This is a genomic window from Bradyrhizobium macuxiense (assembly GCF_007993935.1).
Lineage (GTDB): Bacteria > Pseudomonadota > Alphaproteobacteria > Rhizobiales > Xanthobacteraceae > Bradyrhizobium > Bradyrhizobium macuxiense_A.
In genome coordinates this window covers 25,545-38,259 of record NZ_VITY01000014.1, presented here as the reverse complement: position 1 = coordinate 38,259, position 12,715 = coordinate 25,545, and the positions used below count along the sequence as shown (strand labels likewise).

12 protein-coding genes are annotated in these 12,715 nt (G+C 64.8%); 5 read left to right on the top strand and 7 right to left on the bottom strand.

Annotated features, from left to right (window positions below):
* The first annotated feature begins 25 nt into the window (after positions 1 to 25).
* Positions 26 to 772, top strand: coding sequence for a GGDEF domain-containing protein (locus FBZ93_RS30975; RefSeq protein WP_146991240.1), 747 nt, complete (start codon positions 26 to 28; stop codon positions 770 to 772).
* A gap of 98 nt (positions 773 to 870) precedes the next feature.
* Here FBZ93_RS30975 and FBZ93_RS30970 read toward each other — a convergent pair whose 3' ends face one another.
* The 3 genes from FBZ93_RS30970 to FBZ93_RS30960 all read right to left on the bottom strand — a co-directional run bounded on the left by FBZ93_RS30970 (position 871) and on the right by FBZ93_RS30960 (position 1,761).
* Positions 871 to 1,122 (bottom strand): hypothetical protein, encoded by a 252-nt coding sequence (locus FBZ93_RS30970; protein WP_050422668.1) that lies wholly within the window; start codon positions 1,120 to 1,122, stop codon positions 871 to 873.
* 41 nt (positions 1,123 to 1,163) lie between these two features.
* Complete coding sequence (locus FBZ93_RS30965; protein ID WP_146991239.1) at positions 1,164 to 1,373, bottom strand: hypothetical protein; 210 nt, start codon at positions 1,371 to 1,373, stop codon at positions 1,164 to 1,166.
* Positions 1,374 to 1,554: 181 nt separating this feature from the next.
* Complete coding sequence (locus FBZ93_RS30960; protein ID WP_024583705.1) at positions 1,555 to 1,761, bottom strand: YdcH family protein; 207 nt, start codon at positions 1,759 to 1,761, stop codon at positions 1,555 to 1,557.
* A 240-nt stretch (positions 1,762 to 2,001) separates the two neighbouring features.
* On the opposite strand from FBZ93_RS30960, the gene FBZ93_RS30955 reads away from it, so the two are divergent.
* Entirely contained in the window at positions 2,002 to 2,187 is a 186-nt protein-coding gene (locus FBZ93_RS30955; protein WP_050422666.1) for a YdcH family protein, read from the top strand.
* Between the two features lie 92 nt (positions 2,188 to 2,279).
* Here FBZ93_RS30955 and FBZ93_RS30950 read toward each other — a convergent pair whose 3' ends face one another.
* Positions 2,280 to 3,383: an NAD(P)/FAD-dependent oxidoreductase gene (locus FBZ93_RS30950; protein WP_146991238.1), complete on the bottom strand. Its 1,104-nt coding sequence runs from the start codon at positions 3,381 to 3,383 to the stop codon at positions 2,280 to 2,282.
* A gap of 258 nt (positions 3,384 to 3,641) precedes the next feature.
* Here FBZ93_RS30950 and FBZ93_RS30945 point away from each other — a divergent pair, with 258 nt between their 5' ends.
* From FBZ93_RS30945 to FBZ93_RS30935, 3 genes are all read left to right on the top strand, one after another.
* Entirely contained in the window at positions 3,642 to 6,329 is a 2,688-nt protein-coding gene (locus tag FBZ93_RS30945) for a sensor domain-containing protein (RefSeq protein WP_146991237.1), read from the top strand.
* A gap of 324 nt (positions 6,330 to 6,653) precedes the next feature.
* Positions 6,654 to 8,222 (top strand): ABC-F family ATP-binding cassette domain-containing protein, encoded by a 1,569-nt coding sequence (locus FBZ93_RS30940; RefSeq protein ID WP_146991236.1) that lies wholly within the window; start codon positions 6,654 to 6,656, stop codon positions 8,220 to 8,222.
* Positions 8,223 to 8,285: 63 nt separating this feature from the next.
* Positions 8,286 to 9,752 (top strand): glycerol-3-phosphate dehydrogenase, encoded by a 1,467-nt coding sequence (locus FBZ93_RS30935; RefSeq protein ID WP_146991235.1) that lies wholly within the window; start codon positions 8,286 to 8,288, stop codon positions 9,750 to 9,752.
* 153 nt (positions 9,753 to 9,905) lie between these two features.
* Here FBZ93_RS30935 and FBZ93_RS30930 read toward each other — a convergent pair whose 3' ends face one another.
* The 3 genes from FBZ93_RS30930 to FBZ93_RS30920 form a co-directional block, all read right to left on the bottom strand.
* On the bottom strand, positions 9,906 to 11,135 hold the full coding sequence (locus FBZ93_RS30930; protein WP_146991378.1) for a tetratricopeptide repeat protein: 1,230 nt from the start codon (positions 11,133 to 11,135) through the stop codon (positions 9,906 to 9,908).
* A gap of 237 nt (positions 11,136 to 11,372) precedes the next feature.
* Positions 11,373 to 11,879 carry a hypothetical protein gene (locus tag FBZ93_RS30925; protein ID WP_146991234.1) on the bottom strand — a complete coding sequence of 169 codons (507 nt, stop codon included), beginning with the start codon at positions 11,877 to 11,879 and terminating at the stop codon, positions 11,373 to 11,375.
* Positions 11,876 to 12,481, bottom strand: coding sequence for a hypothetical protein (locus tag FBZ93_RS30920; protein ID WP_146991233.1), 606 nt, complete (start codon positions 12,479 to 12,481; stop codon positions 11,876 to 11,878). Before FBZ93_RS30920 ends, FBZ93_RS30925 begins: the two co-directional genes overlap by 4 nt.
* Between the last annotated feature and the right edge of the window lie 234 nt (positions 12,482 to 12,715).

The following is a 12,715-nucleotide window of genomic DNA, read 5'->3' as shown; positions in this document are numbered from 1 at the left end:
CCTTCATAAGCAGGCCTCAACAAGGATGCGCATGAAGAAGAAGACGACGGCGGCCGCCTCAGGGGCCGCAAAACGACGGAAAGGCGCGTCCGCCGCGCGCAAACCGGGGCCGGGCGGAACCGCAATCAAGGGTGCTGGAAGCAAGGGGACTGGAAGCAAGGGGACCGGAACCAAAGCGGCTGGAACCGGAGCTTCCATGCGAGGCCCGGTCGCGTCCGGCGACAAATCCACCATCTGCCGGTTGCGGGCGCAACTGGCGCGGGCCCAGGCCCGGATCGAGGAGCTGCAGGCCTCGGCCGAGACCGACTTCCTGCTCGGCATCCTGAACCGGCGCGGCTTCGAGCGCGAGCTCGTCCGCTCGCTCTCCTTCATCAAGCGCTATCAGGCCTCCGGCGCGCTGATCGTGCTCGATGTCGATCGCCTCAAGCCGATCAACGATGCCTTCGGGCATGCGGCCGGCGACGAAGTGCTGAAGAAGATCGTTGCCGCGATATCGGACCAGGTGCGCGCCTCCGACGTGGTCGGCCGTCTCGGTGGCGACGAGTTCGCGGTGCTGCTGTGGAATCTCAGCGAGATCGATGCGCGTGCCAAGGCGGCTGCGCTGGAAGATGCGATCGATCGACTGACCTTCGTGTTCCGTGACAGCCGCGTCTCCGCGGGCGCGTCCGCAGGCGTTGCGATCCTCACCGCGCATTCGGATATCGATCGCGTTCTCGATGAGGCCGATCGCGCGATGTATGTGCGCAAGGCGCAGCGGCGCCATGAATCCTAGAGCATGATCCGGAAAAGTGAGCAGCGGTTTTCCGAAAAAGATCATGCTCAAGCAAAGGCGCAACGATGATTCGAGCCGATCCCATCGCGCTTGAGAGATTACAGCGCGCTGAGATCTTCCGGCACATTGCCGTAAGCGCGGAGCAGCTTGGCATCGCCGAATTCGCCGATCGCGGGATCGCCGGTGCGGCTGAACGCGACGGCGCCGATGCTGCCGGGCATCCGCGACATCGTCTCCGCCCGGCGCAGCGCGATCGCCGAGCTCTGGCATTCCTCGGCGCTGCCGGCGACCGGCGTGCCGTCGTCGTCCTGCATGAAGGGCAGTGCCACGTAATAGGTCACGTCCGCCATTGCTGTGCTCCGTGAAGGTCAGGCCAAGGTCAGGGCAAGGATCAGGCGGCGTCGCTTGCCGCATGGCTTCGCGCCGGCACGCAGCCGGCCGTGATCGCGGCCTGCAATTCCTCGAGCTCGGCTTCCAGATACTCGTTTGCCATGATCAGCGCCTTGATGGTGCTGCGCAGGTTGCCGTCGCACATCGCGATCGCCTGATCGCAGGCCTTCTCGTAGTGGGTGTGCTCGGGCAGGGACGGCGGTGCGGACATGGCGAAACTCCCTCTGATGGCTGGCGGCTGGAATGTTCTTATTTTGTTCTTTTGGAGTCAAGCGGCGAAAACCGCGCACGCGTCCGTTGCCGCGAACGTGAAGCCAACGAGGCGCTGTGGATGACGGGGAAAACCCACGGGCCGACCTGAACCGGCGGGCCGCCGCACCCAGCGGCGCGCGTCAGGCGATGATGTCGGGCGTGATCTGATCTTCGATGAAGGCGATGCGGTCGCGCAATTGCAGCTTCCGCTTCTTCAAGCGCTGCAGCATCAGGAGATCCGGCGCTGGCGACTGATGCAGCGCGTCGATCGCGGCATCGAGGTCGCGGTGCTCTTGTTGCAGACGCGCAAGCTCGGCGAGGAGTTCGCGCTCATCCTGATCGTTCATGGTTGTGTATTAACTGGTAAGCACGATGAGGTTGTTGCGGCCGAAGCAGCCGCTTACCGGAATATCCTCCCTGCGCGCGCGCCGCGCAAGCCGAACCGGTTCCACAATCACGATTGGTTACAGATAAACCGAAATGAGTGCGTGCGGCATTTCGCGTCCCCCATCGACAGCGCCGCCCACTTGTGTACACTCAGGAGTCCGGATCGAACCTGAGGTTTAACGCACCGAGGAGAGTTCGCAATGGCGATACAGGCCCATCTCGTTGAGCTGGAGCGTAAACACAAAATACTCGAGAACGAACTGCATGAAGCGCTCGTTCACCCCTCAGTAGACGACCTGCATATTTGCGAGCTGAAGCGCCGCAAGCTGATGGTCAAGGATCAAATCGAGCGGTTGAGACTTTCCGCCGACGACACGGTCCACTAAGCCGGTCCCCCTGTAAATTCGCAAATAATCTGGCCTTTCACCGAGGGATGAGCGCCAAAGCGCGCGTCCCCCGGGGGCCATGCTGCATTTGCTCAGACCTGCGCCAGCGCGCCGACATGGTCGGCGACCGCGAGCGACGATGTCAGCCCTGGTGACTCGATCCCGAACAGGTTGATCAGGCCGGCGACGCCGTGATCGGCTGGTCCCTGGATCAGGAAATCCTGGGTTGCCACCGCCGGCGGCACGATCTTGGGCCGGATTCCTGAATAGCTCGGCATCAGCGCGCCATCCGGCAGGGTCGGCCAGTATTTCCGGATCGCCGGATAGAACCGCTCGGCCCGGGCCGGATCGACCGCATAATCGATGTGATCGATCCACTCGACGTCGGGGCCGAACCGTGCCTGTCCGGCCATGTCGAGCGTCAGGTGCACGCCGAGTCCGCCGGGCTCGGGAACCGGATAGATCAGGCGCGAGAACGGCGCCCTGGCGCTGCAGCTGAAGTAATTGCCCTTGGCCAAATAAGCCGTTGGAATCAATTCGATCGGCATGCCCTCGACGCTGCGCGCGACCGCCGTCGCGCCGAGGCCGGCGGCATTGACCAGCAGATCGCAGGCGAGCGTCATGGGCGCTGCGCCGCCGGCTTCGATCTCGAACCCGTTGGCCGTCGCCCTGGCGTGGAGCAGCGGCGTATGGAAGGCGAACGCCGCCCCGGCCGCCTCGGCGTCGCCGCGCAGCGCCAGCATGTAGGCATGGCTGTCGATGATCCCGGTCGAGGGCGACAGCAGCGCCGCGTCGCAGTTCAGCGCCGGCTCCAGCGCGCGTGCCGCCTCGCCGGACAACAGCTGCATGTCGTCGACGCCGTTGGCCGCGGCATGGGCCCGGATCGACTGCAGTTTCTCGGTCTCGGCAGGTGTGGTGGCAACGATCAGCTTGCCGCAGTTCTTGTGCGGGATGCCGTGGTCGGCGCAGTAGCGGTAGAGCGCCCGCTTGCCGCTGACGCACATCCGCGCCATCAGGCTGCCGGCCTTGTAGTAGATCCCGGCGTGGATCACCTCGCTGTTTCGCGACGAGGTCACCGTGCCGATCGCATCAGCCTCCTCGATCACAATCACTTCGCGGCCGGCCTGTGCCAGCCGGCGCGCCACGGCGAGGCCGATCACCCCCGCACCGACGATCACGCAATCAACCCTGTCCATCACGTCCTTCAGGTCCGAATATTTCCCCGCAGCCACGCCCTGGCGATGGCCGCCAACATCGTTCAGCCGATCCGCGCGTTCCGGGCAAGTGGTTGGGCCATCTCAAATTGTCGGGGAGCCATGCCGCGTTAGTGGAGCATTAATCATGTCAGGGCAATTGCCGTAAATTAACTCGCATTGTCCCGTTGCATCCGTACGCGTTTACCCGATCCAAACCGCCGGAGCCGGACACTCGCCCGGGAAATCCGCGGGTGATCGATGGCTGGCAGGAAGTGGCAGGGGGGCGGGAAGAATTCGATTCCGGCAAGGGCGGTCCTTTGCCTGATCGCCGCCGTCGTGCCGTTCGGCGCTGCCCGCGCCGCCTCCGCCGCCTTCGCGCCCTCGAGCTATCTCGGTGACCTCGATCCCGGCGTGGTCTGGGAGCTCCTGATCGGCAGCGTGGTGGTTGCCTCCTTCCTCGGCGCGGTTGGGCTCTGGGTGCTCTCCGCCCTGCGCAAGGCCAAGCGCGCGCAATTGCGGCGCAACGCCTTCGTGTCCTCGGCCCTCAACCATCTGAACCAGGGCGTGGTGATGACCGATGCGCAGGAGCGCATCGTGTTCTGCAACGACCGCTATCTCGACATCTACGGCCTGTCGCGCGCCGACATCAGGCGCCACATGACCGGCACCGAACTGCTGGAGCTGCGCCGCGATCGCGGCGTGCTCGACGTCAGCGTCGACGATTTCTTTGCCAGGGCCGCAGAGCCCGAGGGGCTGGTCACCGAACTGCCGGGCGGCAAGTCGGTGCTGGTGAAATATTTTCCGCTGCCGAACGGCGGCTCGGTCGCGACCCATCTCGATTGCACCGACCAGCGCAAGCTGTCGCGCAAGCTGGCCTCGACCACCCAGTTCCTCGAATCCGTGCTCGACAACGTCCCGGTCTGCGTCGCGGCCAAGAACATCGAGGACGGTCGCTACATCTTCGCCAACCGCGCATTCGAGCGCTTCTCGCGGTTCTCGCGCGATCACATCGTCGGCAAGCGCGCCGACGAGATATTCCGTCCCGAGACCGCGCTCAGCATCGACACGGCCGACCGCGCGGCGCTGGACGCGCCGGAGGGCTATCACCGCAGCGAATTCTTCGTCGAACGCGGTACCGAGAAGCGCATCCTGGCGTCGAACCGGGTGATCGCCCGCAACGAGGCCGGCGAACCGGAGTTCCTGATCGCGCTGTTCGAGGACGTCACCGACCGCCGCTCGCTGTCGCGCGAGCTCGAGAACAACAAGAAATTCCTCGAGCTCGTGGTCGACAACATCCCGGTCTCGCTGATCGTGCAGCGCGTCAGCGACGGCCGCTACCTCCTGGCCAACCGCAGCGCCGAGACGATCCTCAACCGCCGCCGCGAGGATGCCGCCGGCCTCACCGCGTCCGACATCTTCAACGCGCGCGAAGCCAAGCTGATCATCGCCCGCGACGAGGCCGCGATCCGGAAGCGCAGCATGATCGCCGAGGAGCACCCGATCTCGACCAAGGATGGTCTGCGGCTGTTCCTGACCCGCCGGATGACCGTGCTCGATGACGGTGGCGAGCCGCAATATCTGATCAAGACCCATGAGGACGTCACCGACCGGCGCCAGACCGAGTCGCGCATGGCGCACATGGCCTATCATGACGGCCTGACCGATCTGCCGAACCGCGCCGCCTTCCTGCAGGCGCTGACCCAGATGATCGAGGCCTGCGACGGCACCGACGAGGAGTTCGCCGTGCTCTGCGTCGACCTCGACGGGCTGAAGGAGATCAACGACGTCTACGGCCATGCGATGGGCGACAAGGTGCTGATCGAGGTCGCGCAGCGTTTGCAGACCGTGGCGCGCGGCGGCGTGGTGGCGCGGCTGTCCGGCGACGAATTCGGCCTCATCATCGACGGCCAGCAGCCTGTCGCCGGCATTGCGCTGGCCGAGCAGGCCGCCGAGGCGTTGGGTGAGGATTTCGCGATCGACGGCAAATCGGTGCGCACCGGGCTCACCGCCGGGATCGCCGTGTTCCCGCATAATGGATCCGACGCGGCCTCGCTGCTAGCCAATTCCGGCGCGGCGCTGTTCCGCGCCAAGGCGAAGTCGCGCGGCACGATCTCGATCTTCGAGCCCGAGATGGACCAGCAGATCCGCGATCGCCGCGTGCTGCACCAGGAATTGTCGGTCGCGATCAAGAACGGCGAATTGTCGCTCTACTACCAGCCGCAGGCTGCCGCGGGCCCGAGCGTTGCGGGCAGCAAGATCATCGGTTTCGAGGCGCTGGCGCGCTGGCACCATCCGGTGCGCGGCTTCGTGCCGCCCGGCGACTTCATTCCGCTGGCGGAAGAAAGCGGCCTGATCGTCGAGATGGGCGAATGGATCCTGCGCGAAGCCTGCCGCGAGGCGGCCTCCTGGGCGGTGCCGATGCAGGTCGCGGTCAACCTGTCACCGGCGCAATTCACTCATGGCGACCTCGTCGGCCTCGTCCATTCGATCCTGCTCGAGACCGGGCTGACGCCCGACCGCCTCGAGCTCGAAATCACCGAAGGCGTGCTGATCGAGGATTTCGACCGCGGCCTGTCGCTGCTGCGGCGGCTGAAGGCGCTCGGCGTCCGCATCTCGATGGACGATTTCGGCAGCGGCTATTCCTCGCTGAGCTATCTGCAGGCGTTTCCGTTCGACAAGATCAAGATCGACCGCGCCTTCGTCATCAATCTCGGCCGCAATCCGCAATCGGCCGCGATCGTGCGCGCGGTGATCGATCTCGGCCATGGCCTCGAAATGTCGATCGTCGCCGAAGGTGTCGAGACCGAGGCGCAGCTCGCCTTCCTCGCCGAAGAGGGCTGCGATGCGGTTCAGGGCTATCTGATCGGCCGGCCGGCCCCGATCGGTCAATTTGCCGCGCTGGTCGGCGGCGACCACCTGGCGGAATCCGTGCGTCGAGCCGGGTAAACTGGCCTGAACCGTTAGGGCGGCTCCGCCGGCTGCGCTTGCCATCCGTTGCACGTCCGGTTACCGTCGAAGCACCACATCATTTCGGCCGAGAAAGGAGGGCTACGTCGTGGCGCGATATAACGATCCCCACCTCAAGCGTGGCCCGTCAACGCCCTGCAAATGCGTTTGCAGGGCTGACCGGAAACTCGCCTAAAATCTCTTCCTGGTCTGCCCTTCGTGGCCGTGCGGCGTCGAACGTTTGAGCGTTCGTGCCTGCACTCAAATCCCTCGCCGCGCTTCGACACGCACATCCGATGGCTGGATGCCCAAGGGCATGCAGGCATGCCCGGGGATGTCGTGATCGCCGGCAAGACCAGAGAATTGATCGTGTCCCTCATCAATGTACGCAATCTCGGCGTGACGCTGAACGCGCCGCTGTTTTCCGAACTGAATTTCGTCGTCAATGCCGGCGACCGGATTGGCCTCGTGGCCGCCAATGGCCGCGGCAAGTCCACGCTGCTCCGCTGTATCACCGGCGCGGTGGAGCCCAATGAAGGCGACATCACCCGCGCGCGCGGCCTGACCGTCGGCCATGTCGCGCAGGATGCGCCACTGGGCTTGCTGGACACGGCGTTCCATGCCGCCGTCCTTGACGCGCTGCCCGGCGAGCAACGCGGCAGCGAAGGCTGGCGGGTCGACGTCGCCCTGCAATCGCTCGAGGTGCCCGAGGAACTGTGGGCGCGGCCGCTCGGGCAGCTGAGCGGGGGCTGGCTGCGGCTTGCGCTGCTCGCCCGCGTGCTGGTGACCGAGCCGGACGTGTTGCTGCTCGACGAGCCGACCAACCATCTCGACCTCGCCAAGATCGCCCGGCTCGAGGTTTGGCTGAACGCGCTGCCGCGCGAGATGCCGGTGGTGATCGCAAGCCACGACCGCGCCTTCCTCGACGCGACCACCAACCGGACGCTGTTCCTGCGCCCGGAACGGTCGCAGCTGTTCGCGTTGCCCTACACCGCGGCGCGGGCGGCGGTCGACGAATTCGATGCCTCGGACGAGCGGCGCTATCAGCGCGACATGAAGACCGTCCGGCAGCTGCGACAGCAGGCCGCCAAGCTCAACAATCTCGGCATCAATTCCGGCAGCGATCTCCTGCTGTCGAAGACCAAGCAGTTGAAGCAGCGCGCCGAGAGGCTGGAGGAAACGGCGAAGCCGGCGCATATGGAGCGATCCGCAGGAACGATCCGGCTTGCCAACCGCGACACCCACGCCAAGGTCCTGATCAGGCTGAACAACGCTGCGATCGCCACCCCCGACGGCAGGCCGTTGTTCAGGACCGGCCAGCAGTTCATCTGCAGGGGCGACCGGATTGCGCTGCTCGGGCCGAACGGCGCCGGCAAGACCCGGTTCGTCGCGGCGCTGCGGCTGGCGATCGAGACCCCCGAGGCGGCGGCCGCGGAGATCCGCGCCACCGAGTCCCTGGTGCTTGGCTATTGCGACCAGGCGCTGGCCGATCTCAGGGATGGCGACACGCCGATGCGCATGCTGACGCGCCGCTTCGAGGTCGGCGATCAGCGGGCCCGCGGCCTGCTCGCCGGCGCCGGCCTCTCGATCGAGATGCAGGGCCGTCCGATCGGGCGGCTGTCGGGCGGACAGAAGGCCCGTCTCGGCATGCTGGTGCTGCGGCTCACCCAGCCGAACTTCTATCTGCTCGACGAGCCGACCAACCACCTCGACATCGAGGGCCAGGAGGCGCTGGAGGAGGAACTGATGGCGCAGCAGGCCAGCTGCCTGTTGGTGTCGCACGACCGCCAGTTCGTGCGGACGGTGGCCAACCGGTTCTGGGTGATCGAAGGCAGGAAGCTGATCGAGGCCGATGGGCCGGAAGGCTTCTTCGCCTCCGTTGGCGCAGGCTGATGCGTGATGCTTTTTTCTGCGAGCACGTATTTCGTTCGCATTGAAATGCGATAGGCGTCGTGCATGGCGGACTATGACGTCGCGATCATCGGCGGTGGCCTGAACGGCACGAGCGTGGCTCGCGACGCGGCCGGCCGCGGCCTGCGCGTGATCCTGCTGGAGCAGGGCGATCTCGGCTCCGGCGCGTCGCAGGCCTCGCCGCGACTGGTCCATGGCGATCTCGCCGGTCTGGAACGGCGCGCGTTCTTCCGTGTCCGCAGGGCGCTCAGGGAGCGCGACGTGTTGCTGCGCATCGCACCGCATCTGGTGCGGCCGATGCGCTTCGCGATCCCGGCGCATGCCGACGAACGGCCGCCGTGGCAATTGCGGTCGTTGCTGCTGCTCTATGAGCATCTCGCCTCGCGCAGCGGCCTGCCGCGCTCTGCGACCCTCGACGTCACCCATCATCCGGTCGGCAATGCGCTGAAGCGGCCGTTCGGAACCGCGTTCGAATATTCCGACTGCGTCGTCGACGATTCCCGGCTGGTCGTGCTCACCGCGGTCGACGCGGCGGCGCGCGGCGCCGAGATCCGCACCGGCGCGCGCGTGACCCGGGCCGAGCGCGGTGACACCTGGCGGCTGGTTGCGATCGACCGCGGCTATCGGCGGGTGATCACGGCGCGGGCGCTGGTCAATGCGTCAGGCGCATGGACCGCTTCCGTCGCCGAGACCGTGTTGCGGGTGCCGGCGCCGCAGCTCGCGACCGTGCAGATCAGCCAGATCGTGGTGCGCCGCCTGTTCGATTGCGACAATGTCTATGCGTTCCAGAACTCCGACGGACAGCTGATCTTCGCCAGCCCCTACGAGCGCGACTTCACCCTGATCGGTAGCGTCAGTCATGCCTTCAAGGGCGATCCCGCCATCGTCACGATGGGCGTGCGTGAGGTCGCCTATCTCTGCGACGCGACCAATCGCTATTTTCGCGAGCAAATCACCCCGGCCGATGTGCTGCGAATGATCTCCGGCGCCAATTCCGTCGTCGCGGCCGCGCGCTGGCGTCGACGCGATGGCGCGGTGTCGCTTGATTCCAGGCGTGGCAAGGCGCCGCTGCTCACGATCTTCGGCGGCGACGTCACGACGTCGCGGCGCCGCGCCGAGCGGGCCGTCTCGAAGTTCACCCGGTTCTATCCGATGGGGCCGCGCTGGACTGCAACGGCGCCGCTGCCGGGCGGCGAATTCGCGTGGCAGCGTTTTGAAACCGAGGTCGACATCGCGCGCGACCGCTGGCGTTTCCTCAACGAGGACCACGCACGTCGGCTGGTGGCCGCCTATGGGCTGAACGTCAGGGATGTCCTGGGAGACGCCAAACAGAAGGCCGATCTCGGCCCCGCCTTCGGTCCTGAACTGACTGGCGCCGAGGTGCGCTACCTCATGCGCAAGGAATGGGCGCGCTTTCCCGACGATGTGCTGTGGCGCCGCTCCAAGCTCGGGTTGACCATGCCCCAAGCCGACCGCGATGCGCTCGCGGCGTTCATGGCGAAGCGGGATTGAGCGCGGCTCTCAAACCTCCCCTTGAAAAGGGGAGGTCGCTTTGCTCGTGAGAGCAAAGCGGGTGGGGATCTGCTCTCACCGCTTGCAACATCGCCCGCGGCTGACCCCCATCCCGACCTTCCCCCTTTCAGGGGGAAGGAGAACAGCGGCCGGCTATTGCCGCGCTGCCTCCTGCGACCAGGCAAGGTCGCGCCGGGATGGACGGCGATGCAGCCGGTCCGCGATCAGGCTCGTTGCCTGGCGGCCCTGGCCGGCGCGCAGGCACGCGACGATGAAGGTGTCCTCCCACAATTCGCGTTGCGCATGGCTGCCGCCGATCCGCACCAGCTCCGGCATCAGCGGCGCCAGGATGCGTACGGCGCCGTCATGATCGCCGGCCGCGAAGGCCGCGATGCCGCGGCCGAGGCCGATCGCGGCAGGGCCCGGCGCCAGTTTGCCGTCGGCATCGCGCGCCGCCATCTCGGCGAGCCGCGCCTCGAGCGCATCGTTGTTCGTCGTGGCTGCGACCAGCGCGTGGTGGACGTCGGCGAAATGCGCGCCGGCCTTCGGGAAATAGCCGTCGCCATAGGCGGCAACATCCTGCCAGTGCGCCTCGAGACCTGCCTTGCCGGCGACCGACAGCCGCCACAGCAGCGAAGCCGTGTCGGTATAGATATTGAGCGGCGGGTAGGGCCGGCCCGCCGGCTTGATGTGCTGCTCGTAGATATCGAGCGCGCCGTCGGCGTCGCCTTCCTCGATCGCGATCAAGGCGAGGTGCCAGGCGAGATGGCCCTGCAGGAAACTCGTCCGGTCATTCGCCGGCAGCCATGCGGAGAGGAAGCTGCGGCCTTCCGCCGCGTCGCCCTGCTCGAACAGCGCATGCGCCACCGCGTGCGCGGCGCCGGCATTCTCGGGCTTCAGCGCATAGCCGCGTTCGGTGATGGCGCGGCCCGAGACGAGATCGCCGGCCTCGGTCTTCGACCAGCCGAGATAGGTGAGGAACCACCAATCGTCGCCATAGTCGCTGATATAACGCTCGGAGATGGCGAGCCGCGCCGCGTCATGGTCGGATCGGCCGGAGAAGGCGTAGAGGCCGAAGGCGCCGAGCAACAGCGAGAGTATCTGCGCATCGCGCGGATATTCGGTGAGATGCTGTTCGGCCGCTGTCATCGCTTTCTTGCCCTGGCCCTCGATCACCGACGCAATGATCTCGATGTGCTGACGCTCGCGCGACGTCGCGGCCGCCGCGAGCTGCCGCGCATCGCCGGCCTTGGCGCGGGCCGTGGAGCCTTCCATGTTGAGCTGGTGGACGCGGGCGCGGCCGAGATGGGCCAGCGCGAAATCCGGGTCCTCGGCGATCGCCGCCTCGAACGCTGCGTCGGCGCCGTGCAGCGCCGCCAGCATGCGATCGACGCCATCGACATAATACGCGGCGGCGCGGTCCGAACTGGTGGTCAGCGGCAGGCCGTAGCGGTCGCAAATCATCGGTTGTCCTCCCGAGTTCGGCTGCGAAGTCTAAGGCATGTACTCATAAAGGCAACGAGCCCTTCGGGGCTTACGTCCGCTTAGCCCTCAATGGCATCGCAAGAGCCGATATCGCCGGAGGTCCGAGTTGGGCCAACTGCGGACCTTGGCTCCACACTAGAACTTTCCTTGGCGGCGGCCGATCATATCGGCGAGGACCAGTTGCACCTTCAAGCCCTCATGGTCTGTCAGAGACGGATAGAATGTTCGAACATAGGCATTAATCTCTTGAGCAACCTCATAGGTGCGGCGACTGTCGTCCCCAAATGCCACATCTTCAAATCGCTTCAATAAGTCTGCGTTGGCTGCAACCTCCGCAGCAAGCGGAGCAAGCTCTTCCAAACTTCGCGTAACTACGCCACGTAACTGCACGCGACTGCCCGTTGCCGGCATTGCCTGCCTGTCGGGAATTCCGGCTACATCACGCCGAAACCGCTTTCCTTTCTCGGTCCAACGGCCAAAACGAGTATTCAGAGCCTCCATAAGCCCGAAGTCAGCGAGAACTTCGAGGGCATGTTCGCCCGCGCTTTCGGAGATGCTGTCGACTTCGTCGCCGTGTTCGTCAAGATACTGACTTACCATCTTGACGAGTGCGATCAGGAGCTTCTGCTCTCGTTCGGTCATCGGCTGTTACCCCCACATTGCTCCTTGATGCGCTCAAAAGCGTCGATGTACTTGGTATAGAACTTCTTTTCTCGCGCACCGAGCGCGTAAGAGTGGCAGGCATCCTCAGGAAACGGTGTCTTATTCAAATCAAAGTCCAGTTTTGAAAACCGGTAATCGCAAAACGCCTGCTTCTCCGAACTGAAATGAAGAGAGTAGGTGCACCGATTTTCAGGAGGAGCAGACGCCGCCCCTCTGCAAGCTTCCCAAAGCTGATAAGTCCCGTCGAATTTCGTAAAGTCTAATTGCATTACATCGAACCCATCCCTCTCCTGGCTCGTAGAGACAAAGATGCACTTCTTGTCTGGTATCTGACGGATCTCAAGACGCATTCGTCGATCATCAAATTCTTCGAGCGTGACGGAATCATCCGCTGTACTCGTCAATTTGTAGGAGTATTCACCGGAAGGTCCATGAATGAGCAGCGCGACATCTGGCAAAATCACAGCCACCGGTTTAAGTGGTCCGGGCTGCGCATGGCTAATCGATGCGGCACAAATTGTTGCAGCGACGGCAAGAACGATCCCGCTTAGAGCGCTGCTCCAAACAAGCTTTCGCTTCATGTGATTGGACCCCAGGTGCCGGCGGCGGACATCGCCCTTTCGCGCGGCACCCGTCGACTATGGGGCCGCTTAAGCACGATTAGGTTGTAAAAGGAGTTGCGGCAACCTTTACCGCGCAGAATGCTCAATTTTGAATGAAGCGGGCGCGACTTCCGCAACGGGTCAAAAGCGGTAAGGTTCAGACTGAGCAAGTGTCTTCCGGTTTGTACTTCAAAGCCGACGCCACGCGTCGAT